The 23,048-nt window shown below is 61.8% G+C and carries 24 protein-coding genes; 2 read left to right on the top strand and 22 right to left on the bottom strand.

What is annotated here, in order from left to right; all coding sequences use genetic code 11:
* Positions 1-602: 602 nt before the first annotated feature.
* From pilM to pilL2, 10 genes are read right to left on the bottom strand one after another with little or no spacing between them, the layout of a single operon-like run.
* On the bottom strand, positions 603-1,040 hold the full coding sequence (gene pilM / locus VQ067_RS24655; protein WP_003099771.1) for a type IV pilus biogenesis protein PilM: 438 nt from the start codon (positions 1,038-1,040) through the stop codon (positions 603-605).
* A 17-nt stretch (positions 1,041-1,057) separates the two neighbouring features.
* Complete coding sequence (gene pilV, locus VQ067_RS24650) at positions 1,058-2,437, bottom strand: shufflon system plasmid conjugative transfer pilus tip adhesin PilV (RefSeq protein ID WP_058146312.1); 1,380 nt, start codon at positions 2,435-2,437, stop codon at positions 1,058-1,060.
* Entirely contained in the window at positions 2,430-3,386 is a 957-nt protein-coding gene (locus VQ067_RS24645; protein WP_003448639.1) for an ATPase, T2SS/T4P/T4SS family, read from the bottom strand. Before VQ067_RS24645 ends, pilV begins: the two co-directional genes overlap by 8 nt.
* Positions 3,383-3,913, bottom strand: coding sequence for a type 4 pilus major pilin (locus tag VQ067_RS24640; protein ID WP_003120996.1), 531 nt, complete (start codon positions 3,911-3,913; stop codon positions 3,383-3,385). Before VQ067_RS24640 ends, VQ067_RS24645 begins: the two co-directional genes overlap by 4 nt.
* Positions 3,914-3,934: 21 nt before the next feature.
* A complete protein-coding gene (locus VQ067_RS24635; RefSeq protein ID WP_256837394.1) occupies positions 3,935-5,014 on the bottom strand; it encodes a type II secretion system F family protein in 1,080 nt (359 codons plus the stop codon).
* Positions 5,014-6,594, bottom strand: coding sequence for a GspE/PulE family protein (locus VQ067_RS24630; protein ID WP_256837393.1), 1,581 nt, complete (start codon positions 6,592-6,594; stop codon positions 5,014-5,016). Before VQ067_RS24630 ends, VQ067_RS24635 begins: the two co-directional genes overlap by 1 nt.
* A gap of 8 nt (positions 6,595-6,602) precedes the next feature.
* The gene (pilP, locus tag VQ067_RS24625; RefSeq protein WP_023104012.1) at positions 6,603-7,136 is read right to left on the bottom strand and encodes a type IV pilus biogenesis protein PilP; all 534 of its coding nucleotides are present in this window, start codon (positions 7,134-7,136) and stop codon (positions 6,603-6,605) included.
* Positions 7,126-8,451 (bottom strand): type 4b pilus protein PilO2, encoded by a 1,326-nt coding sequence (gene pilO2 / locus VQ067_RS24620; protein ID WP_023518445.1) that lies wholly within the window; start codon positions 8,449-8,451, stop codon positions 7,126-7,128. Before pilO2 ends, pilP begins: the two co-directional genes overlap by 11 nt.
* 3 nt (positions 8,452-8,454) lie before the next feature.
* Positions 8,455-10,164, bottom strand: coding sequence for a PilN family type IVB pilus formation outer membrane protein (pilN, locus tag VQ067_RS24615; protein ID WP_012076860.1), 1,710 nt, complete (start codon positions 10,162-10,164; stop codon positions 8,455-8,457).
* Complete coding sequence (pilL2, locus tag VQ067_RS24610; RefSeq protein ID WP_012076859.1) at positions 10,164-11,288, bottom strand: PFGI-1 class ICE element type IV pilus protein PilL2; 1,125 nt, start codon at positions 11,286-11,288, stop codon at positions 10,164-10,166. The genes pilN and pilL2 overlap by 1 nt, the downstream gene beginning before the upstream one ends.
* Positions 11,289-11,489: 201 nt before the next feature.
* On the opposite strand from pilL2, the gene VQ067_RS24605 reads away from it, so the two are divergent.
* Together VQ067_RS24605 and VQ067_RS24600 are read left to right on the top strand one after the other, a co-directional pair.
* A complete protein-coding gene (locus tag VQ067_RS24605) occupies positions 11,490-11,789 on the top strand; it encodes a type II toxin-antitoxin system RelE/ParE family toxin (RefSeq protein ID WP_003120987.1) in 300 nt (99 codons plus the stop codon).
* The gene (locus VQ067_RS24600; protein ID WP_003448662.1) at positions 11,786-12,076 is read left to right on the top strand and encodes an addiction module antidote protein; all 291 of its coding nucleotides are present in this window, start codon (positions 11,786-11,788) and stop codon (positions 12,074-12,076) included. The genes VQ067_RS24605 and VQ067_RS24600 overlap by 4 nt, the downstream gene beginning before the upstream one ends.
* 70 nt (positions 12,077-12,146) lie before the next feature.
* Here the strand turns inward: VQ067_RS24600 and VQ067_RS24595 are convergent, their stop codons facing one another.
* The 12 genes from VQ067_RS24595 to VQ067_RS24540 form a co-directional block, all read right to left on the bottom strand.
* Complete coding sequence (locus VQ067_RS24595; protein ID WP_016851612.1) at positions 12,147-12,491, bottom strand: hypothetical protein; 345 nt, start codon at positions 12,489-12,491, stop codon at positions 12,147-12,149.
* Positions 12,488-12,622, bottom strand: a complete 135-nt coding sequence (locus tag VQ067_RS24590) for a hypothetical protein (protein ID WP_255253641.1) — start codon at positions 12,620-12,622, stop codon at positions 12,488-12,490. The genes VQ067_RS24595 and VQ067_RS24590 overlap by 4 nt, the downstream gene beginning before the upstream one ends.
* A 9-nt stretch (positions 12,623-12,631) precedes the next feature.
* Positions 12,632-14,608 (bottom strand): DEAD/DEAH box helicase, encoded by a 1,977-nt coding sequence (locus VQ067_RS24585; protein WP_016851611.1) that lies wholly within the window; start codon positions 14,606-14,608, stop codon positions 12,632-12,634.
* Positions 14,605-16,494, bottom strand: a complete 1,890-nt coding sequence (locus tag VQ067_RS24580; protein WP_340080936.1) for a hypothetical protein — start codon at positions 16,492-16,494, stop codon at positions 14,605-14,607. Before VQ067_RS24580 ends, VQ067_RS24585 begins: the two co-directional genes overlap by 4 nt.
* A gap of 300 nt (positions 16,495-16,794) precedes the next feature.
* Positions 16,795-17,541, bottom strand: coding sequence for a hypothetical protein (locus VQ067_RS24575; RefSeq protein ID WP_223677422.1), 747 nt, complete (start codon positions 17,539-17,541; stop codon positions 16,795-16,797).
* A 13-nt stretch (positions 17,542-17,554) separates the two neighbouring features.
* Positions 17,555-19,474, bottom strand: a complete 1,920-nt coding sequence (gene topA, locus VQ067_RS24570; RefSeq protein WP_340080935.1) for a type I DNA topoisomerase — start codon at positions 19,472-19,474, stop codon at positions 17,555-17,557.
* Positions 19,475-19,589: 115 nt separating this feature from the next.
* The gene (gene crpP / locus VQ067_RS24565) at positions 19,590-19,787 is read right to left on the bottom strand and encodes an ICE-associated protein CrpP (protein ID WP_071533909.1); all 198 of its coding nucleotides are present in this window, start codon (positions 19,785-19,787) and stop codon (positions 19,590-19,592) included.
* Between the two features lie 214 nt (positions 19,788-20,001).
* Complete coding sequence (locus VQ067_RS24560; RefSeq protein WP_016851608.1) at positions 20,002-20,196, bottom strand: hypothetical protein; 195 nt, start codon at positions 20,194-20,196, stop codon at positions 20,002-20,004.
* A 105-nt stretch (positions 20,197-20,301) separates the two neighbouring features.
* Positions 20,302-20,760, bottom strand: coding sequence for a single-stranded DNA-binding protein (locus VQ067_RS24555; RefSeq protein WP_016851607.1), 459 nt, complete (start codon positions 20,758-20,760; stop codon positions 20,302-20,304).
* 29 nt (positions 20,761-20,789) lie between these two features.
* A complete protein-coding gene (locus VQ067_RS24550; RefSeq protein ID WP_012076855.1) occupies positions 20,790-21,620 on the bottom strand; it encodes a Rha family transcriptional regulator in 831 nt (276 codons plus the stop codon).
* Between the two features lie 47 nt (positions 21,621-21,667).
* Complete coding sequence (locus VQ067_RS24545; RefSeq protein ID WP_016851606.1) at positions 21,668-22,216, bottom strand: DUF3158 family protein; 549 nt, start codon at positions 22,214-22,216, stop codon at positions 21,668-21,670.
* 5 nt (positions 22,217-22,221) lie between these two features.
* Positions 22,222-22,950, bottom strand: coding sequence for a PFL_4669 family integrating conjugative element protein (locus VQ067_RS24540; protein WP_034014909.1), 729 nt, complete (start codon positions 22,948-22,950; stop codon positions 22,222-22,224).
* Positions 22,951-23,048 lie beyond the last annotated feature (98 nt).

Genomic DNA, 23,048 nt, shown 5'->3' with positions numbered 1-23,048 from the left:
GGCTGGTAGAAACCCTGTCAAAGGTTTCCCCAGCCGTGTCTGGAAGGGGAGTCAAGTGAGCCACCTGTGGTTGAATCGTCGATCCCTGGGCATTGATCGTCTCGATCCCATCACCCGGCCATTATCGTGGCTTGGCCAGCAAACAGTAGGCACGCATCCGCGTACAAAGGGAGCCCTGCGTATCACCGGCGGGCCACCGGCAGGGAGAAGGATCCCGATGGGTAGCCTGATAGTCCTGGAGCAGGAGCATCAGGCTACCCATGGAGAGGGGAAAAGGAGGGGCCGTAACACCAGTACGACCCTTAAATCGAGGGTACACCGAACCTCTTGAGAACCCTATGTGCCTTTAAACTCGCTCGACACGAGTTGACGGCTGCATGACAAGCAAAAGAACAGGGAGACACAGGGAGAATTCTCAACCAGATCCGCACGCCCCACCCGGTGTTGTAGCGTGCTTACGGTTTGGTAATGAGGCGAACCTGCATCACCAGGGCGCTACTGATGACCGTCAGTAGCCAGCGGGGTGAAATCAAAGTTGATGGCATTATGTGTTCAGAAGGCCGGTTTATCAAGCTGCGCCGGGGTTTACTGGCCTATGGAGGTTATTTGACCGCGACCACCGCGTCCTCGGGGATGGGCGCAGGGAGCACAATGGCAGTGGCTCCTAGGCGGCGCGTGACTAACTGGCCGTTGCGCCTGACGCCAACCAGGTCGGATTCCGTACCGGCATCCACGGCCGCCGCCAGCCCTGCCGGCGGCGAGGCGATGAAGGCGTAGCTGGTGCCGGCGGCGATGTAGCCCTGAAGCCGCGCTGGCTTGCGGAACCAGGCCGGTAAACCAAGAGCGGAGTCCGCCGGCGAACCGCTGAAACCGGGGTTGGCGTGTGCGTACTCCGCCAGCCTGGAGCGGTAGAGCAGCAAGCTCCTGGCCAGGGTATCGACCTCGGCCAGTTCGGCGCTCGAGGTCGCGTGGTCGCTTTGTACACTCAGCCAGGTTCCGGTGAGCAGGGTGAGCAATAGGGCAATCCAGAGCAGCGGCATGATATCTGGAGGACTCCCTAGTTGAGGTAGGTGGCCGTCACACGCATGCCGGCGGAGTTGCCGAATCCTGCGAGCACAACGGTGCTGTAAAGGCAGAACCGGTGTCCGGCTTTCACCATGGCGGAGATCGAGGCGTCTTCAACTACGTCAGCGTATCGCCCAGCGGTGGAGCGCGCTTGACCAACGATCACGCCATCGACTTCCAGGCGCAGAACGCCGGGGCCGGAGCCATTGATCAGCGCGTCCCTGGATACCGCTTGGCAGTGGGTGCGGGGTCGGTTATCGGCGGGATACTGTGCCAGCACCACAGGGGTGGCGATATTCACGCCACTGGGCCGTTTCCACAGCCCATCGGTGCAGAATAGGGGGCCGCTGTTGTCTCTGCCTACCAGGCCATTGGGGGCGCATCCTGCATTTTCTGCCGCCAAACCATTGATCTGAAGGTACTCGCCGACGGTCGTTCTACCTTCGGAGCTGAGCTTTCCCCCTCTCAATTCTCCGCCGGTATAAACGTTCTTGTTCATCCACGACCTGACCCATGTGCTGTCACTCATATACCAGCCACCGTCCCACCGTTCGTTGTACCAACCTGAGTTACCGCGGGTCCTGAACCAGCCTCCGGTGTACGTCTCGCCGGCGACGTCAGCAGTGCCGGCTTTCACCGTGCCAGTGGCTGTCACGTTGCGCGCGCTGATGTCCGCGCTGGTCGTGATGTTTCCGCTGGCGGTGACCGCTCCGGCTGCGGCGATATTGTTGCCGCCCATATTCAATGCCGTGTTCATCCGGTTGAGCTCGGGATGACCCGGGACGGCATTGCGGTAGAGGTACTCGTTGGCAATGGCGCCGTCCTGGAAGAACAGCGCCGTCGCCAGGTGTCCAGCGCCGGGAGCGCTACCGAAATTGCTCAAGGCCACCTGCCAGGCGGCGCCCTGGGCGACACTGGTGTTGGTTTTCGAGATGTAGCCCCCGGTGGCTCCCATGAGCTGCGCGATCCGGCGGATCGAGAGTTCGGAAGCTACCTGTCCACCCGTGGTCACGATCAGCGTTTCGAGCTGGTTGGCCGCCGGCTTGCGGGCCAGTACCTGGTATTGCTGGCCGTAGATGTTGGTGTCGCGGAAGCCTGCGGGCAGGTAACGGGTGTTGCGCAACATCGGGACGGTGATCACCGCCGGGGCCGTGGCGCCGGCGCTGGCCAGAACCGTGCTGAAGTTGTCCTTCAGGTACTTCTCCGCTGCCTTGGCCACCTGCTGTTGCTGCTGGGCCGCGTGCTGTTCATTCAGGCCGTCTAGATAGCTCATCAAGACTGAAATCCCGCCGGTAGTCGCGATGGCGATAACGATCAAGGCGATCATTAATTCAATTGAGATAAAGCCGCGGCTGAGCTTGAGGTTATTCATAGATAGGCTCCCACAGGCTTTTGCGAGCCTGGCGATTCACATCGTCCTCAAGTAGATGAATCTGCTGCCGGCGGATCTTATCGCGCATGGCGACGGAGTCCACTCCGGTGAAAAGCAACGGTTCTGCGTGCAGTCTTCGAGCGCCGCCATCACTTACCAACTCCTGGCAGATCACGGCCTGAATGCCTTCAGCCACGACGTCGTAGGCATTGGACGCGAGGGGTTTGGCCAGGGTGATCAGCCGTTCGATGGCTTGCGGGCAGTTCTTGGCGTGGATGGTCGATATGACCAGGTTGCCGTTCAGCGAAGCTTTGCAAGCCTGATAGGCGGTGTCTTCGTCGCGGATCTCGCCGATCAATATCAGGTCGGCTCCGGTACGCAGGGTGCGCAACAGGGCTTCGCTGTAGCCTCCCGAGCGTCGTGAGGTTCTGACTTGGATACAGCGGCCGAGTCCATGTTGGCCGCTGAGATTGGTTTCTTGTGGATCCTCGACTGTGAAGCCAACCCCGCCCAGGGTCTGCAGTCGGGCGAGAATCAGCGAGGCGGCGGAGCTGGTCTTGCCGGTCGCCATATCGCCACAGAACAGGATCAAGCCCTGCAGTTGCGGGTTCAGGAGCGTAGCGACCACCTCGCTCGGATAGCCGATATCCTCGAAGCTTCGAACTTGGGCTGTCGACCGGCGCAGCACGAAGACACTCCCGCCGTTGAAAGCATCTTCCAGTTGGGTGACGCGCAGCAGCACACCGTCGACGACGATGGCGAACTCGGGATCCTGCAGCTCCTCCAGCGTTTGCCTGCAGAGCTGGAGCAGTTCCTGGGCGTGCGACTCCCACTCGCGAGGCACCTCGACTCGGCGCGCGCCGACGCCGGCCAGGCCCTTCACGTCGGCGAAGCCTTCACCGAGGTAAAGGTCGACGAACTGAGCCTGAATGATCGGGTTCACACTCACGAACTGTAGGTCCAGGTAATGCTGTTGCTATCGCTGCTGCAGGCCTGGGTCGCAGCCGCAGTGGTGACCTCACCAGTGATAGCGGTGCCGCTGTTGATCTTGGTCTGCTCGAAGGTGTTCTTCGCGATTTTGGTGCCCAGGGTGATACAGGCATCCTTGGGCAGCTTGCTGGTGGTGATCGAGAAGCCCATGCCGGTGGACGAGACAGTGACCGATCCGCCGTAGACGTTGTAGACGACGCCGGAGGAGACACTCATGTTCTTCGGCACGCCGTTGATTGCGATCAGGCTCGGGATCAGGTTGGTACCGCTGGAGCCGTAGCCCGAAGAGGTCTTCAGGGCACGTGCGTTGGCCGCAATGACGCTGATGTTGCGCTGTTCCTCGTTGGCGTTGGACGAACTGAACATCCCTGCCGCTGCGGCCAGCCCCAGGCCGACTCCGATGGCGATGATGATCAGCACGATGATCATCTCGATGGAAACGAAACCGCCCTGCGTCGGACGGGAAGTGCGTTGCGTAGTGCTCATGGAGCGCTCCTTGGTGAGGTTTCAGTGGTTCATGGATTGGATGAGCTGCTGTGCCTGGTAGGCGCCGAGCAGGACCAGGATCATCAGCGCGCCGATGAAGATCAGGGCGAAGTTCTTCACCAGCCCGGCGGCCAGCTCGATCTGCTTGAGGCTGGTCTCCTGCCAGCGGCGGCTGAACTTGACCAGCGCTTCGGAGAGGCCTCCCCGGTTGGCGAGGATGCACAGGTACTGGATGGCCTGTCGGTCGGGGAAATCGTGACCGGCGCTGCGAAGGGCGACTCCCAGGTTCTGGCCCAGGCCCACGCCGTAGCGAGCAGCTTCCAAGCGCTGCTTCAGCCAGGGCGGGGAGATCTTGATCATGCTGGCCAGGCTGTCGTAGGGGCGTATGCCGGCGTTGAGCATGACGGCCATGTTCAGCAGGAAGGTGGTGCCCTGGAGCATGCGGTAGATGGACCAGGGCGGCAGCATCCGGTCCAGCCAGACCCGGCCTTTCCAGCGGTAGGTCGGCAACGTGACGATGACCACCACCGTGAGGGTGATTACGGCGACCAGAACGTAGATACCAGGTCCTGTGACGAAGCTGGCAATGGCGTTGAGCGTGGCGAGCGGGCCGGTCCACGTGACTGGGTCGGAGAGCCTGGCCAGGCTGGGGACCATGCGATAGGCCACGATGCACAGCAGGAACACCATCATGGCGGACAGCGCCGAGGGATAGAGCAGCGCCTGCCAGATGGTGGCGCGGATCCTGGCCTGGGCCTCGACCAGGGAGACGGCATCGCCCATGGCCTGAACCAGGTTGCCGCTCATCTCGCCGGCCTCGATCAGCGCTCGCTCCTGGGCGGGTAGATAGAGCGCCATGGCGGTGGCCAGACGCTTGCCGTTGGACAGCCCCATCAGCGCTTCGCGACTGGCGATGGCCACCGGATGAAACGGATGCTGTCCCTCATGAGCGAAGATCTTGTGTACCTCTGCCACAGCGTCCTTCAGCGGGACCCCGTTTTCGAGCAGGGTGGACATGCTTTCGTAGAACTGCAGGCGTTCCTTGCGGCCGAACTGCTTGCTGTAGAAGGCGAACTGCAACTGCTCCCAGAAGCCCCCCATCAGCACGCCTCCTGCGAGTAGAAGCTGTCGTCGAGCAGATGCTCATCGAAGTCGAGTGGCCCAATGAAATCCTCGACCATCTGCGGGTCGAACATGCCCTCGTTGATGCGGCGGATGGCGTGGGCGTGCTTGGTGATGCCCTGCATGGTCTTGACCCAGTAGTTGCGTGCCTCGGCTGGGCCGCCTTTGGCGAACACACGCATGAAGGCCAGGGTGGGCAGCACCACCTCGGCGACGATCGAGCGGCCGTTGACCCCGGAGCCACGGCAGGCCTGGCAGCCAGGCCCCTTGACGTACACCTGGGAAACATCGGTCAAGCGCTGGACCCGTTCGACCAGGTCGAGCGCGAGCTGGTCTTGGTGGTCTTGGAAGCGCACTTTGCAGTGGGGGCAGAGCTTGGGCAGCAGGCTCTGGTTGATCAGGCCGGTCAGCAGGGCCGGATCGAACAGCAAGCCGGGGTCGACGCCCAGGTCCTTCAGGCGCTGGACAATGCCGATCGCGCTGTTGGTGTGCAGGGTCGACCACAGGCCGTGCCCGGTCATCGCACCACGGAACGCGGCGACAGCGGCGAAGAGGTCGCGTACCTCGCCGATCATCATGTAGTCCGGATCCAGGCGCATGCCGTTGGCGATGCCTGCGGCCCAGGCCTGGCGTTCTGCGTCTGGGTCGGTGGCGTCGTAGACCAGTGGGGTCTGGTTGATGCCTTCGCCGCGAATGCGGTATTCCGGCGGATCCTCGATGGTCAGGATGTGCTTGGATCCGCCATGGAGCTTGTCGAGGCCTTCCATGGTGACCTTCAAGGTCATCGACTTCCCTGACCCGGTGGGGCCGGACAGGATGTTGATGCCGTAGGGCATACGCATCATGCGATCGAACAGTGCGTTCTGCTCGGGCAGGTAGCCGAGCTGCTCCAGGCTGTCGAGGCCGGTGTCGTCGTAGAGCAGCCGCAGGATCATCAAGAACCCCCCGGCACGCGGGCGGGTAGCGATCCGGGCACTGAACAGGTTGAGCTTCTCGACGAAGGTCTGGCTCATCCGCGCATCCTGGTCCAGTTGCGGCTTGAAAAGTGGCTCGGCCACGTCGCACATGGATTGGTAGATGGTGGCGCAGAGTTCGTGCAGCTCCTGGCTGCGGAACTGCTCGACGGTCTTCAGCAGGCCGTCGACGCGGAAACGGATCTTGCTGCCGGTGCCGGCGGGACTCACGACGAAATGCACGTCACTGGCGCGCAGCTCAGTGGCCTTACGAATGATCTTGACCACGCGCTCCTGCATCTGGGTGGCGCGCTGGCCATCGCTATCGACCAGGCCGTCAATGGCGACGGCGCGGTAAAGCTGGTGAATGGTCTGCAGGTCGGTGAGGTTGAGCTGGTATTGGAAGCCACGGCGATCGAGACGGTCGATGAACGACAGAACGTGTATGTCGTTCTGGTGGCTCTCCGATAGATAGAGCGTGCCGTCGGCGGCCAGGGCCATGATTTCCTGCAGGAACTTCGATACCTCCCATTCACCACCGTCGGCGGTGAGCAGTTGGGTCACCATGGAGGGCTGCGCAAGTGCGGCAATCTGAAGGTTCGTCATGGCGGTACCTACTGGATGAACGGCTGCGGTACCGCCCCGGGCAGCGCCGGCGGAACGGAGGCGCCTTGGGCCGAGGAGGCGGCTTGGGTCGGGGCAACGCTGGAGAAGCCCACGGGCACGCGGTTGCCGTCCTTGTCGGTGAGTACGACCTGGTCCAGGGAGATCGACTCGACGCGGTAGTTGCCCGGCAGCTCCGCGCCGCTGGCGGCGTCCACCTCGTACCCGCCCGGGAACAAGAATGTGGCAGTCATCTTGCCGCCGGCGCCGTAGATGGTCCGCACCACCGGCGGAACCGGCTGCGTGATCGTCGGCGGCGGCGCCGGCACCGGCATGGCGAACGTCTGCCCCTGGGCGCTGACGACCTGGCCGGTTTCGCCTTTGCCCTCCAGTTGCCGCTGCGCCGTGGCCAGACGCACCTTGGCCTCGGTGAGGATGGCCTGGGCCTGGATCTCCGCCAGTTCGCCAACGGTGCCGGCGCAGGCCTGGCCGGACGCGAGGAGGAAGAGCACGGCCACGGCCATGCCGATCGGCTCAGTTCGCATAGATTTCTCCTGTGACAGTCCAGTCCAACTGGCTGTCCTTGAGCGTGGTTTCGAGGTTGGTGATGCGGACCCCGGCGGCGGGCAGCCCCTGGAAGGTCAGGTCTGCCGGGAGCCTGGTCTGGGCGCTGAAGGTGAATTTCTTCCAGGAGGGCAACACCACTTGCTGCTCCGTCGCCGCTTCCGCGCCAGGAAGGGGCGGAGTTGTCTCCTGACTGATCGACAGCTTGGGCTCGACACCCTGACGGTACAGATGGCTGGTGAGCGCCTGCAGCACGTCGTCGGCTGGCTGCAGCGGCTCATCGCTACCGATGGCGACTTTCAGGTCGACCTTCAGGGCCGCGGTGTTGCCGTTGTCGATGACGAAGGCGGGGCGGTCGGCGAACAGGTGCTGGCTGGCCGCTGTGAGGTCGGCTGCCGTGCTGTTGCCGGTACGGTGGTAGGTGGCGACCAGGACCCTGCCGTCGCACTTGCTGGATTCGAAGAGCCAGCCCTGGATCGACAGCGACAGTACCCCAGTTGCCTTGCTACAGGCGCGTAGCATGTCCTCGAGGTCAGGCATGAGCGTCCAAGGCTTCTGCAATGACGCCAGGTCCAGCGGCTGCTTGGCCTGGGCGTTCTTCTCGGCCAGCTCGGCGAGGCGCCTCTGCTCCTCGAGGAGCGCGGCTTGTCTGGCGAGCTCTTGCTGGTGGGCATTCCATAGGTAGTAGGCGGTTAGCGACCCGCCTACCAAGCAACCGAGCAGGGCCACTGCCGTCCACTCCCTGGCGGACAAGCCGAAGGTGAGTTGCCGGAGGCGGTAGTCGCGCCGCAGGCGCTTCGGCGCGAGCAGTTCCTCGATGTCGAAGTCCTTGACGGGGAATTCGAATCCTTCGGGAACGAAGACCTGTGCGTTTCGAAGCACGCCGCGCGTAGAGAGCTTCCTGACCCGGTCCCTGGCTTCGTCGAAGGTGGTGACCAGGTCCTGGCCGGGGACGATCGCGCCATCGAGCGTGGCGACCAGTGCGTAGCGGTCCTCGTCGACCTTCCAGCAGGCCAGGAAGTCGCCTTCGAACTGGCCTGAAAGCGCCGAGGCCAGGGAGTACATGCCCTTGACTGCGCCTTGCGACTTCGAAACGAAGCCGGCCTGGATCACTGTCGGCGAATGGCGGATGGCAACGATGTCCAGATGCTCTTCCTTGCCCAGCTTGCGCGCTTCCTTCATGTACTGCCGCTGGCTGGATAGCGGCCGCCAGAACAGGCCGCTGACGAACTTGTTGCCGTGGTAGCTCAGGATCGAGACGTCTGGTCCACGGCTGCCGAGGTCAGGCTTCTCCATGGTTCAGCCCAGCACGACGGGGGTGATCAGCACCACGATGACCTCGCGCTTGGTATTGCGGGTCAGCCCGCCGCCAAGGCCGAAGAATCCGGCGTCGCCGGTGCCGACCTTGTTGGTGTCCTCGGTAGTCTGGTCGAAGCCGGAGAGCACCAAGGTCTCGCCGCTGCGCAGGCGCACCTTCTGGTCGAACAGCTGGATGTCGTAGCTCGGGAACTGGGCTTTGGAGTCCCCGCTGGTCTGCATTTCGAACGTCGGCCGGGAGGTCATGTTGATGTTGATCTTCAGCAGCATCTCGCCGCTTTCCATCACGAACGGCAGCAGGCTCATGTTGTAGCCGCTGGTCACGGCGCCCGGGATCAGCGAGGTGGTACTGCCGACCTGGGCGACGTTGGAGATCTGGCTGGAGGCCAGGTAGCTGTCGTAGCGGCCGATCTGGATCGGCGCCGACTGGAGGTTGAGCGTGGTCACGGACGGGGAGCGGACGGTCGAGACGCGACCCTGCTGGGCCAGCGCCTGGACCATGGCCTTGGATCCTGCCCAGGCGCTGTTGGCGGTATCCAGGATGCTCACGGAGCCGGAGATCGCGCTTTGATCGATGCCTGGCATGGTGTTCTTCAGGCCGATGCCCCACTTGTTGTTGAGCGACTTGTAGACCAGGTTCCAGTCGATCCCCAGTTGATCCTTGTCGGTCAGGGCGACCGAGAGCACGTTGACGTTCAGCAGCACCTGCTTGGTGATGCTCTCGTTCTCCCGGTTGACCAACTGCTGGACGCGGTTGAGGACCTCTGGTCGGTCGGTGACGGTCAGGGTGCCCGTGGCACGCGACAGCGACATGCGTCCCATGCTCGGCGTCAGCATCGAGTTGATGCTGTTCTCTATGTCGCTGAGGATCGAGGTCTTCAGCTCGGAGCTGGTGGTCTGCTTGCTGCCGGAGTCGCCGCTGATGCCGGAGCTGCCATTCTGTCCAGTGGATCCGGAGCCATCCCCGCTGATGCCGGCGGCCGTCGTCATACCGGAACGCACGGTGGAGTCCACCGTGTTGACGTCGTCGAAGGCGTAGATGCGGAAGGTCCGAGTGTCCAGGTAGTAGAACTCGACCCGTTTCTCGGTTGGGTTGTAGCGCCAGGACACGCCGGCGCGGGCGGCGATGAGATCGAGGAACCCGCTGACCTTGCCGTTCCATTTGATGTTGTACAGCGACCGCGGGCCGTAGGACCCGAAGCTCGATCCCATGCTGCCGCCGGCACCTAGGGACATGCCGTTGGCGACGGAGGCAGGAAACAGCATGGTGGCCATGTCCTGGCCGCCTTGGATGGGCGGCGGGGCGTTGCTCGCGCGCTGCTGAGGTTGCAGGGCAAAAGCGGCCGGGTTCAGCGCGTCGGGCGTGATACTGACCGCCAGGTGGCATTGGTTGATGACTTCCTGGGCGGCCTCCTGCAGCGACGCTGCGCCTGCAGGGCGCCACGTCACGATGCAGTCACTGGACAAGGTGTGCGAAACGCTCAGGGGCTTCGTGCTGACCCAGGGTTTGTCGGAGAACACCACCGTATCGCGGCGATCCGGTCGGGTGTTGCGCATCTGTGCTGCGATCGTCGACGCGGAATCTGCCGTAGCTTCGACACGATCCGCCGACTCGTTCACCCGTGCGACCGAGCAACTGGCCAGCGCGGGGATCAGGAGGCAAGGCAAGAGGTTCTTCAGGGGGGCACGCATCAGTTCTTGCGCTCCTTGATGATGATCAGGGACTGCGGCCGGCTGGCGTTCACCAGGAAGGGCCGTTCGGCAGCGTCATACAGCGGGAACAGCTCGGATACCGCGTCCTCGAAGGAGCCGTGGAAGGTCAGAGGAGCTTCGATCGGATAGTTGAGATCCTGCGGCTCCCAGCGGACGGTCCAGCGTGCGCGCTTGGCCCAGGCTTCCAAGGTGTCGCGCAGGGTTGATCCCGTCTCGGCCGACCAGGCCTGTGTCAGCGGCCGACTCGGCTCCGCCGAAGGGAGCGCCTTGTCCGGTGGAGTGGAAGCCACGGTGGCCGGAGTGGGCGGCGTGGACTTCACGGCGGAGGCCGGAAGCTTGATCGGTGCCGAAGCCGCGGGAGGAGAAGAGGAGTGGCCATCCTTGGCCGGTGCGGCTGGGGGGAGCACAGTGGTGTATTCAGGCTTCTTGGTCGGAGCGGGGCTGGTTGTGATCGGCGCCGGCGTTGGCACCGAGGCGACCACGACGGGCGACTCCAGCGTGCTGACTTTTTCCGTGGAGGAGGGTTGCGTTACCGCCGCTGGAGTTGGGGCAGCGGGCTTCGCATACAGTTGCTGGACCGGTTTCGGCCTTGGCACCGGGGGAAGTTGATAGCCCGGGCGCAGCACGAAGCAGACCTGCCGCGCGACCTCGTCGACCTTCACCTGCCAGGCAGGGCCGGAGAGGACCTGGAGGGTGTTGCGCAGGGTCATCGGGCCGAGCTTGTACTGAGCCGCCGGCAGCGGCCGGGTGTAGAGGATGTTCACATGACCGGCCTCTGCCGGGCACAGCGAGTAACCCGAGCGGCTCATCACGTACTGCATGGCGTCCTTGACACTCGGGTTCATGCTCGACGGGATGGTTACGTCGATGATCTGGGCCATCAGGTCGCGTTGACCGGCATCAGGCTGGGTGCTGACCAGGGTGTAGCGCCCGTAGCGCACGACGGGCTCCTTCTCCGGTTGTACGCCATTCGGGTACAGGTCCGGAGAGAGCAGGTCTGGATTGCGGCTGCTGTCGAAGGCGGGCCTGGCCGGCTCAGCCTTGTGGGTCGTGCAACTGGCGAGCAGCAGGCACAGCGTGAGAGTGGTCAACTGCCTGGTCATTGAGGCCCCCTTTGATGATGGGGCACACAGTGGCAGGCCATTCGCCATGCCTCAGCAGGAAATACTCGGCAACAGGGTAGGGGATTTCTTTTGCCCACCCGCAGGATTGTGCTTCAAGGGGAGCCAACAGAATTTGGAACAAAGCGTGTGCTAAGGCTGCGTGCGATTGACTGTTTGTGATTTATAAGTCACAGTTGACCCATGGTCGAAGTCAAACAAACCGCCACTTTCATGGCATGGGAAAGCAAGCTAAAGGATCGGCGGGCAAAGGCCGTGATCGCCGCCCGTATCTTCCGATTGGCGAATGGACTACCCGGCGATGTGTCACCAGTCGGCCAGGGTGTGAGCGAGTTGAGGATTCACTATGGCCCAGGCTATCGGGTGTACTTCCAGCAGCGCGGGACGGAAATCGTCATCCTGCTATGTGGTGGAGACAAGAGCAGCCAGGCCAGGGATATAGAAATGGCGAAACGCCTGGCAAATGAGTGGAGGCCGCAATGACCGAGCAAATTTATGATTATGACCCCGCGCAAGCGCTGGACAGCCCGGAGGCCATGGCTCTGTTCATCGCAGACGCTTTGGATACTGGAGACACCGCCTATATCGCTAAGGCTATGGGAGTCGTGGCCCGCGCCAAGGGGATGACGGAGTTGGCCAAGGAAACGGGTTTGGCCAGGGAGCAGCTTTACAAATCGTTTAGTGAGCGCGGGAACCCTACATTGAAAACCATGCTGGCAGTAATGCGAGCTCTGGGCGTTGATCTGACCGCCCGCCCGCATGCTCAGTGAGAACTCGTCCAGTTAGAGTTCCCTCTCCCGATCCTTGGCTATTACTGGTGAATCGAGTTGCTGGGCTCACTCATGTATCGTGGTATCGCTCATACCTAGGGAATAGGACTTCCCTAATCTTTGAATCCATCACTGACTCTATCTCGTCATAGGTGAAGGGGTAGCGTGCAACTTCATCCTCGACGAGTTCTATGTATAGCGCTGGAACTGTAGGTTCCCGGTGAAGGTAATATAAGGCGATTGCTGTCGCCATTTCGCAAAGTCTATCTGGGTCGGCCAGCGCTTCCTTAATGTTCGCTAGCAGCTCTGGAGAGGCGGCATGTGCGAGCTCGTAGAGCGCCTCGATCTTCAGCAACGCTTGCAGCACCATATTTCTTCTGTAGTCGATAGTCGGTGAGGGCTGCTCGAATCTCATTTTTGGGGCATCTCCTGCTGAACAGTCGTGTCGTTGTGATCGAGCTTGCTTCCTGCTCCTCCGTGTTGCAGCAGGAAGTGCTCGGTTGGTGAGAGTAGTTTTTTTACTGTGTCGATCAGCGGCTGGTTCAACCCGAGTAATCAGCGTTCGGCAAGGCTTGCGGCCAAAAGCGCACGGTTTCCGTCGACCTGCTCGGGCTCGATGAGGTCCTGGGCAACCTGGCGTTTCGCGTTGAGCAGTTGCCACAGTTGCTCGTCGATCGTGGCCTCGACCAGTGGGATCTTCACCACGACCATGCGGAGCTGGCCGTTGCGGTACGCGCGGTCCTCGGCTTGTTCCTGCTGACCGGGAGTCCAGGGCAGACCGAGGAAAAACACGTAGTTCGCCGCAGTGAGGTTGTTGCCCGTCCCGGCGGCCGCCGTGGTGCAGATGAACACCCGGCAGTCGGAATCCTGCTGGAAGCGATCGATCGCCTTCTGCCGCTTGGTAAGCGAGTCATTGCCCACCAGCGTGACGCAGCCGAGCCCGGCCTGCTCGCAGAGTTCCTTCAGCGCAGCCACGGTCGGCTTGAACTCGCAGAACAGGATCACCTTGTCCTCGGCGTCGAGCTCGCTCAGCAGGTCCATCGCCACGCGAACCTTCACCGTTTCCAGGTAACGCCGCAGCGCGCCGAGTCGCGCGAAAATCGGTCGGTCCTCGAGGCGCAGCACGTCGTACTGCTGCCGTTCCTCGGTGGAGAGGGCCACCTTCAGCAACTGCCGCTGCTTGCCCTTGAGGCTGGGCAGCACATCCTTGCGCCTGCGCAGCATCCAGTCACCCAGCTCCGCCCGCAGACTCTGGCGGAACTCCGGGTTGCCGGCGAAGCGGTCGCAGAACTCTTTCAGCGGCAGTTGTCCGATGGGGTGGCCTGAGAGGCGAAGCAGGGTGTGCAGCTCGGTTTCACGGTTGAGCACCGGCGTGCCGGTAAGCAGGTAGCGGTTCGGCACTTGGGCGGCAATGTCGAAACCGTGCCGCGTGCATTGCGCCGTCGGTTCCTTCATCCGCTGCGCCTCGTCGATGACCATCACGGCGAAGCGCGAAGCGTTGGCGACGAAGGGGCTCAACTGCTCGTAGTTGACCAGGATCCACTGCGCCTCTGGGTTGTCCTGCTGGATGGCCACGGTGGCCGAGGGATAGACCTCCTGGATTTCGCGCTGCCAATTGATCAACAGGGTGGCCAGGGTGATGACCAGAATTGGCCTGCCCGCCGCTCGGATCGAAGCGGCGATGACCGCCTGGCGGGTCTTGCCCAATCCCATGTCGTCGGCCAACAGGGCGCTGGTTCTCTGCAGCAAGTGAGCGATGCCGGCAGGCTGGTGGGCCAGTAGCGAGTAGCCCTGAAGCGCCGCCTCGATATCAGCCGAGCTGTACTCGGTGCGCTCGATCTCTGGCACCGCGGCGAGGTAGATGTCACAAGCTGACTCGTCCTCCAGGGATGGCGCTGCCGGTTCCTGCTGTGGACCGCCGATGCTCATGCTGGGCAGCTCGGTCGCCGGCGCGAAGCTACCGTCGCTGAGCAGCTCCTGGACGGTATCCAGTATCTCGAATTGTTCCTCGGCGAGGCCAAGCTCCAGGATCAGGTTGCTGCGGAGCAGCTCAGGTGTGGCGTCGATGCGCCAGGAGCTCGATGGGCGCAGGAACACCCCGCGCATCCGCCGAGCCACCGCCACCACACCGGGATGGAACTCGCCTGACAGCAAGACGCCGCCCTCGGCCAGCGGCGCGATGCGCAGCAGCAAACCCCAGGTGAAGGCCTGTCGGTCAAGCGAGGCCTGTGCAGATTCGACCATGCCGCTGAAGTCCCGCCAGGACTGTGAGTGGAGGCCTCCAGCGAGCTCGGCGAGTCGGTTGTACAGCGAGTCCAGTTCGGGCAGCAACTTGCCCTTGGGGACCCGCCAGTAGCGGTGCAACGGATGCTCCCGGGCGCTGATGAAGAAGCCGGACAGTTCCAGCAGCGCGCGGTTGCTGCCTGCGATGTAGGGGATCTTCAAGCCGAAGTCGTAGCCGTCGAAGATAGCCCGCTGCAGAAGCGTCGAAGGAGTCGCGGAGGTACGGTTGACCAGGCGTGGACGGCTCATCGGTTTTCCAACCGAGTGAGCAGCCACTTCGCCGTGGCTTCGGCGAGGCCCGCCTTCCAGCGACCATCGGCGAAGCGTGTCATGTGGACGGTCATGTCGGGCCAGTTCAGGTTCGTCGCTATGGCTCCAGAGCGAATCCGTTCCATGAACCAGCGGTAAGCCTGGCCGGCAGGGGAGTCTGCCGGTACGGGGTCATTATCGAGTTTGCGCAGTTGCACCGTAGAAAGGTGCTGGGGATTCCAGGGCCTACCTAGTGGCTCGCCATGCTCACGCCTGAGCTCCAGTTCGGCAGAGGCCAGCGGACGACCAGCCTCACGTATTGAGAGCAGTCGGCAGTCTCCTCGGTAGGCGGCCTGGTCGTAGCTATCGATGCAATGTGCCAGAGCGATATGTTCGGCATATAGGTCGGCAGGACAGCGGAGCTCGACGATCTGCAGGCCATTAGGGCAATTGACAAGGCCGACAGACAGCATTCCCTCCCAGGTGGTGTACTCGTCGGTGTCGACCAGATCGGGCAGGCTGCTCTGCACTGCGGCACGCAGCTCCCTCTGGACCTGGTGGTAGTCGTCCACCAGCTTGCCAGCCTGTCGGTAGGTACAATGACCCAGATACGCTTTCAGGGCGCTGCGCGCCTGCCGAACAACCTGTGAGTTCCCCTGGTCGAGGGCGGAATAGAACTCCTTGATGTCGCTCAGCCGTGCAGTGATTGCAAGCCATGCCGGATCCTGCCAATCCGACGGGCAGCCATTGAATAGACGGTTGTAGTCGGGCTTGGCGTTGTGAATTTGCCAGGGGATCGCATTGTAGGCGGCATAGAATGCTGTCCATTGAGCGCGAGTGATCGGCCGCCGGTTACCTAGCGATGCAGCCAGTAGGAGAGCATGCCATCCCGAATATCGGCCTTCCCGTTTGCGATGGAAGAGAGCGCCTCCCGCACGGCCGGGACTGACGTGACTAAGAAATCGAATCGAGGCCCGTGGCGCCTGAAATAGCCAGGCGAAAAAGTTGATGACCGAGATCCCTTCGTCCGCGACCTGCCCAAGAATACGGCCCATATCGAGGTAAAAACCGCATGGCATGGCTGCGGCCTGCGGTCGTTCACTATCAATCAGGGAAAAGGGGCAAGGAAGGTAATGGTGGATGCTCTCGCCGTTGTCATTGGTCGTCGTGTGAGGCCAGACTCCCTCCTCGCAATCCACCAGTAGCGGCGTCAAGACCGGCTGAGCCTTCAGCATTTGCAGTCGGCGCACCTGGTTGCCTTGAGCCAGCCAGTTGTAGAGCTGGGGCGAGAGGCACCGAACCGAGCGGATGGCGAACAGCAGGTCTTGGTCCAGGACCTGTCTGAAGGTTCGCAAGACCGCTCCGATCTGCTTCAAGTAGAACTGGTGCCTTGGCGCGTAGTAGCGCTTGTTGCTGTGGCTCGGATACACGAGGCGATGCGGAAGTCCGAGGTCGTCCCTGGCCATCTGAGTGGCTAGGTCGTGCGCTCGCTTGGTGTATGAGCTGAGTACAGCAACTGCGTCGTCGAACTTCTCAAGGCGCTGTAACAGCTTCAACGCCCCTGCCGGGGACGGCGTGCTTGCCGGGACACGATGGGCAGGCTTGCACTCCCACGCACCGATCAGTTGACCGTCGAACACCTGGAGTAGTGGCCCTGCACGCATGATGGTGTAGCGAATACCGTTGTCCGCCGCGACGGTGATGCACCAGCACCTAGTCGTAGAGGTGCTGCGCAGGTAGTGACGGATGAACTTGGTTCGAGCTGTCCCTGCGAGGGAGAAATGTGTTGCCCAGGTGTTGGCGACGGCGAGCTGCCGCTCGCTGTAGCGGGCCAGGGATGGATCCTGTAGCGGCCCGCTAGGGGAGGCGTTGTCGAGTGGTGCCACGCGTATGCTCCTGTGTAAGCGAGCAGCACTGTGGCTGGTCGGTGTGCTTCGGATCGATGGGAAATGTTCAGGCCACTCGGCCTGTATTTCCTTGGATTACGAGACCAGGAACACCAAGTGGACTCTGAGAGTCAGGTGACGATGAACATCATGACCTTCATGGCCACTGAGCTCAAAAAGAGCCCCCGACAGGCCTGTGTGCGGGAACAGGGTGTCGGGGGCGGGGAACACGCCGGGGATATACAGCGTGTATGGCAGAGCGTAGCTGGCCCGAATAGCGATGCAAGTCTGACTGCGAGCTCAGCCTGAAATGAGCCATTTCAGCTTTGTCTTCCAGCCTCGCGATTGCTCTTCAGATGGTTTTCCCCGCATGAGGTCGATGAGTTGCTCCCGTGTCTGGGCTTCGTTCAGAGATATTTCCTCCTGGGTCTTGAGGTTCAACCAGTTCAATGTGGTCTGGTAGGTATCCATCTTCCAGCCAGCAGTATCTTCCCGGCCCAACTGCACACGCTCCGGATGGATTTGCACAGGTAGCCCCTGTAGCAGGAGCAGTTGCCGAAGTTGCCCGTACAGGCGGTAGAAGCTGTCGTTGACCTGGTAGTGGTTGAGCGTCACGTCGTGAAGCTGGCTTTTCTGCTGTTCGGCCAGGAAGAATCGGGCAATACAGGTGCGGTGGTTGCCGTCGGATCCGACATAGAAGCTCAAGCCATCGAGCGTGTTGTAGTGGATCGCGGGCCTGCGCTCCGTTGGCTGCAGGTAGTAGCTCGGGTTGTCCAGCAAGGCCTGCAGGTTTCGCTGCATTCGCTTGCCGCCAGTGAGGAAGTCGAGCCAGGACTTTCCTTGGTAATCCCAGTGGTCCGTACCCACGACGCGGAACACATTGATCGATCCCGTCTCGGTCCAGTAGTGGCTTTGAAGGAAGGCGTGCTTTTCCTGGGGGTAGGCTTCCTCCCATGACAGCAGGACCTCAGAGGCCCAAGCTGGCGGTTGCTCGACTTGCCTGCGCACAAAGTCGAAATTGAGGTTCCTGTCGATGCTGGTTTGCATGTTCATGTATTACCTATAGCCCGCGCGGGTTGTCGAAGTCAGGTTGGCCGTTCTTGGTGGGGTAGCTGACCTTGCACCCTGTGGTGCGAAAGCCGCTGCAACCCCAGAAGTCGAAGCCGCCCTTGCCGGCTTTCTTGCGGTGGACCAGCGGCAGACCGCACTTGCCGCAAAGGAAGTCGCTGGTCGGCGCCGAGGAGATACTGGCGGTGGAGCTTGCGCGTGGTTCGTCCTGTGCGCTGGGGAGCGCGCGGAGTGTCTGCAGCTCTGTCTGTAGTAGCTGGTAGAACTGCTGGACCACGTTCATGTAGGTATCCTCGCTGTTGGCGATCCGGTCCAAGGCGACCTCGAGGTTGCGGGTGAAGTCGAGGCTGAGGAAGCTGAAGTTGTGCTCCAGGAGCGCGATGGTGGCCTCTCCCAGCTCGCCGGGGATCAGGCTTCGCCCCTTCATCTGCACCTGGCCCTTGTCGATGATGTTCTTCACGATAGAGGCGTAGGATGATGGCCGACCAATCCCGCGGCGCTTCATCTCGCCCACCAGACTGGCGTCGGTGAATCGCTTGGGAGGGGTGGTTTTCTTCTCCAGGACCTCGCCGCTGTAGACCTTGAGTATCTGGCCTGGCTCCAGCGCCGGGATGGGGTTTGAAGGCGTTTCGTTCTTCTGCTCCTCGGCGTCATCGCCCTGCAGCAGTTTTCTCCAGCCAGGCACGTTCAACAGCTTCCCTTTGGCGCCGAAGCGCAGCGGCTTTTTGTCGGGGCCGACGCCCAGGAGGGTGATGGTTCTCACTGCGTACACGGCAGCTTCGATCTGGCTGGCAAGCGCACGGACTCGAATGAGCTGGTACAGCGCCTGCTCATCAGCAGTTTCACCGGCGGAAGCGGCCATCCAGTCGGTAGGGGTGATGGCGGGGTGCCCTTCCTGGGCGTCTTGGTCCGCTTTGAACATCCGCTGTTGCTCTACACACTTCAGCCCCAAGGCTTTGGCGACAGCACGGATATCCGGCATCGAGTCCTTCGAAATATTGGGGTTGTCCGTCCGGTGGTAGGTGATGAGCCCCTGTTCATACAGCCGCTGGGCGACCTTCATCGTCTTGTCGGGTGACCACTTCAGCGCATTCCCGGCGGCCATCTGGAGCGAGGAGGAGATGAACGGTGCCGGAGGCGTATCGGTTTCTTCGCCATCAATGCAGGTCTCGACGATGACATTGCGTATAGCCCCCACCAGTTCTGCGAGTTGACGATCCTGGACATACGGGAACTCCTTGCTGGCAAACACGGGCACTGGATCCCATTCCGCCGTCCAGGTACGGCCGTCGCTGGGCGAAACGAAGGTCAGTTCCACCCCGAAGTGCTTGATTGCTGTGAAGGCGCGGATCTCCCGCTCTCGCAGGACCACCAGGTACACCGCGACGGACTGCACGCGCCCGGCGGTGGTTGGCCTACCCATCACACGCCGCAGCTCTGGCGTGACCAGATACCCCACCAGGCGATCGATGACGCGACGGCATTCCTGCGAGGCGACCTTCGGGAGGTCCAGACGGCGTGGTGAGCTGAGCTCGGCGCTGATGCACGACTTGGTGATTTCCTTGAAGGCAACGCGCTTGTAGTTCTTGATCCCGGCAGCCTGGAGGATGTGCCAGCCGATGCTTTCGCCTTCCCGATCCGGGTCGGATGCGACGTAGACTTCCACGGCTTTCTGCCGCAGCTCCTTCAGCCGTGCGACGGTCTTTTCCTTGCCCGAAAGGATCTGGTAGTGGGGTTTGAAATCCTGGCCTACGCCGACGGTGAGCATCTGCGGATCCTGGCCGTGAACGGGTAGGTCTCTGATATGACCGGCAGTCGCTTCGACCTGCCAGGTCACGTCGGGACGAATGGAGGGGAGAAGGGACCGCAGCTTTTTCAGCTTGCCCGGGGCTTCAATGATTACGAGGTGCATCGGCGGAATCTCTCGGAACAGTCGGTCGAACTGTCGCGGTCAGAGAGCGGGCCAACAATGAGAAATGAACGGTGCGTTGTTGCAGTTTTCGGGAGGTGCTGTAGAGCGGGATCGATCAGAAGTCGAGCTGTTGTTGCTGCTCCTGGGCAAACCCTTTCAACCAGGACGCCCGCATCGCAGGATGACTGTAAGGGCAGTCGAACACCCGTAGCCCTTTCCGCGCGGCCTCAGCGCCAAGAGCCCGTACAGTCCGGTGGGGATCGTTGTAATGTCGCCTGTCCAGCTTGTCGGTATGGGTCGCTTTCTTTGACACACTGCACCTCGTACTGGTCGAGATTTCCGAATCGGAAGTTCTTGCCACCAGAGACTTCGCGAACGGGCGGCCAAAATTAAGGATGCTGGTTTAACAGCATTTTGCCGGCAAAGCTGTTCATTGCGGTTGCTCCAGTCGCTGGCATGCTTGTCGAGGCTGCGGGCGGCGAAGAATGGTTCTAGCCACCTGCAACTTCACGAGTGGGCGCGGAAAATTAAGACCGGCGTTTCACCGTCGCTTCGGCAATGCCCTGAGCCATTCGGATGAAGGCCGCGCGATCTTCTTCCTCCATAAGCGCCATGCACTCCAGAACTGAAATCTCGCCGGCGCTGAGGGGCTGCCTGGTCAACGGCTCATCGCGATCCCGAAATGGGCAATGTGAACCTGCTTGGTCATCTTTCCTGTTCATGGTGGATTTCCTGTCGGGCGAGTCTTTGTAGAGGCTGCGGGCGGCGACGAGTAGTGCTTGCCACCCGCAGCTTCACGAATGGGCGGACAAAAATTAAGCCGCCTGCTACATGGGGATGTCGTCGTCGAAGGCGCTGTCGTAGTCCTGCTGCGAGACTTGCCGAGTCTGCTGATGCTGGGTCGCCTGGCCATTGGTCGACGGCAACAGGGTGACCTCGGCCAGGCGATGCGGAAGGATGGAAATGCGCGAGGCTTCGACCTTCAGCGCCTGTACTTCTTCGCCAGACTCTTTGTCCGGCCAGCGGTCCATGATCGCCCGGCCTTCGACCTTGACGCGCATACCTTTCGCGAACAGTTCGGCGAAACGCTGGGCATCCTGATGCCACCACTCGACGCTGCACCAGAAGCCGCCGCGATCCTTGTAGCCACCCTGGCCATCGGGAATCGAGTTGTCGAACATCACGTTGAGACGCAGCAACTGCCGCGGGGGATTGTTGCCGTTGGGGAAGCTGCGGTGCTCCGGCGCCGAGCCGATGTTGCCTTCCCAGAAGACGGGGGTAGCCATGATGAATCTCCAGTCGGTTGAGTCGGGGGTTAGTGGGTGGAGCGTGGTTTGAAGGGGGAGCGAGTGGCGCGGCTGGCCACGTACCCGAGCAGTTCACGGGTTTGCCGAGACGTTGCAGCCAAGGTGTTGGCCATGTGCTCCTTGAACACTTCGCTGGCCAGCTTTTCGACGCCGCTGTCGTAAAGGGAGTTGAACAGCAGCTCCGCGTCATGAGCGGAGCGCAGCAAGCCGTAGAGCAGGTCCTTGGCGATGGAGGAGCCGGCCACGCTGGGCAAGGACTTGGCGGCCACACCTTCACCGATGATCTGCCCCTGGAGGAAGTTCAGGGCCTGCTTGATCTGCTCGGGATTCGCCGCGTCCAAGGACTCGACGGCCAGGTAGTTGCATACGACCTGTTCTGTCCTGGGTCGGGCCGGCTCGCCGAGGGTGTGGTCGCGCATCAGGTCGAGGGTCTTGATAGCGAACTGGAGCAGGTGGTTGTGGCTGAGGATCTCGGGTTGCTCGATGATCGCCTGTTCCATCTTGTTGAAGGCGTTGATGTAAGCGACCTTCCAGTGCATAGCTTCCTTGCCAGTGAACCCCATGCAGAGAAGGGTGAAGCCGTCGCGAGTCATGCGCACGTATGGCTCTGGCCTGTTGTTCGCTCCCGTGCGGGAACACTCCTCAAAATTGAGGAGTGCAAAATCCTCGGGACATTCCAAGTTTTTGATATCCCGTAACACGTTGTCGTGCCTCTTCCGAAAATGCTTGGCGACGTCGAGGCTGGTCGTGGTGGGCTTGCCGCCGATGATCTCGACGCTGACCTCGGTGGAGGGCTGGGCTTTGGTGTTGGAAACGGTCTTGCTGCTGATGTTGCTCATGTTGTCTCTCCGTTGGTGATCGTTTCGTCGAAGGTAGAGCGGTACAGCTACATGCCCACGGAACCAGGGCGGGTCTGACTCTGCTGCAGTCGGCCCATGAACTCGGCCTCGGCCTGGCCCATCTTTTCCGCACACTCGGCGGCCTGCTTGCCGATGGAGTGGATCAGGCTGATCTGCATGTTGAGGGTGATGCGCTGCAGCTCCATCTCGTAGAGGTCTTGCAGCAGGTATTCCGGGGTCTTGTCCTGGCGCAGCATTTCCGCCCACACCCCGACGCCCATCCGCCGGGTTGCAATGTGCTGCCAGCGAAGAAAGGTGGTGCGTGCGGATGTGCGCTGCTCGATGAGTCGGGTGGGCAGAAGAGTGAAGGGCGGGCGACGAACCTGGGCCAGCAGTCCCTGGGCAAGCTCAAGCAATCCCTGCTCCAGGACTTCGCATTGCTCCGCCAACTGGGCCAGCTCCCCCTTACCTTTAAAAGGCTTTAAAAGGCCTTTTAGTGAGGCACTGTGTTGCAGCGCCTGGAAGGCAGTTTGTTGCAGTGGGCGGAAGGCACTTTGTTGCAGAGCGCCTTGCTGGTCCTTATCGAGCTGCCGCATTCCGATCAGTCCTCGAGCTCGACACGGTCAGCGTCATCATCGGCATCACCGTCAGAGCGGCCCCGAGTGATCGGCGGAGCGAAGTTCGAGCGTCGGGTACCCTCCAGGATGTCCTGCGGGATCTCGCCGAACTTCTCGTACATCTTCCGCGCGGCTTCGGCGCGAGCGTTGTTCGCGGCGAAGTCGTCGCGAGTGGCGCCCGTGAACTGGTAGCTCTGAGCCAGACCAAAGAGGCTGCGCAGCACCGACGCACCTTCGTCGAGCCAGACCTCCATGTCGCGGCGACCGACCAGTCCGACGTGCTGGGCCAGCAGGATTCGGCGGGCGAGTTCGTCGTAGTTGGTCAGGAGATAGACCGCCTTGAAGCCGAGAGGGTTGGAGATGAACAACGGGACCTTGACCGGTGTGACGGACAAGTTCTCGGAGATATCGAGGGTCGCTGGCAGCTTGGCCATTACGTCATCCAGGCGCTGGTCGATGGCCTTGAGCGCGGCTTGGCAGCTCTCGACTTTCTCTTCGATCTGAACCAGCCACCAGTCGGAGTACGGATCGTCCTGTGCTGCCCCGCGGTGCATGCGATTCACGTAGGCGCAGAAGCCGGAGAGGCCGAGGATGCTGTGCTTGGCATCCGACTTCTGCCGGCCTGTCCAGATGCGGGCGGCGTGATAGGTGTGAAGCGTCAGGGCGACATCGCTGCGGAGAGAGCCGATCTGAAGCCGATGGGTTTCAGCCATGGTGCAGGGTTCCTATATAGGGAAGGGGTTCGGCCACATCGTGCTGATCGGGGTAGGAGCGCGCAGTAGGAAATACATGGTTCGCCGCTGGGGTATTT

This window comes from Pseudomonas sp. KBN12P06040 (genome assembly GCF_037574965.1).
Taxonomy (GTDB): domain Bacteria; phylum Pseudomonadota; class Gammaproteobacteria; order Pseudomonadales; family Pseudomonadaceae; genus Pseudomonas; species Pseudomonas aeruginosa.
The sequence above is the reverse complement of the archived record's forward strand: the minus strand, read 5'-3'. Positions and strand labels throughout refer to the sequence as shown.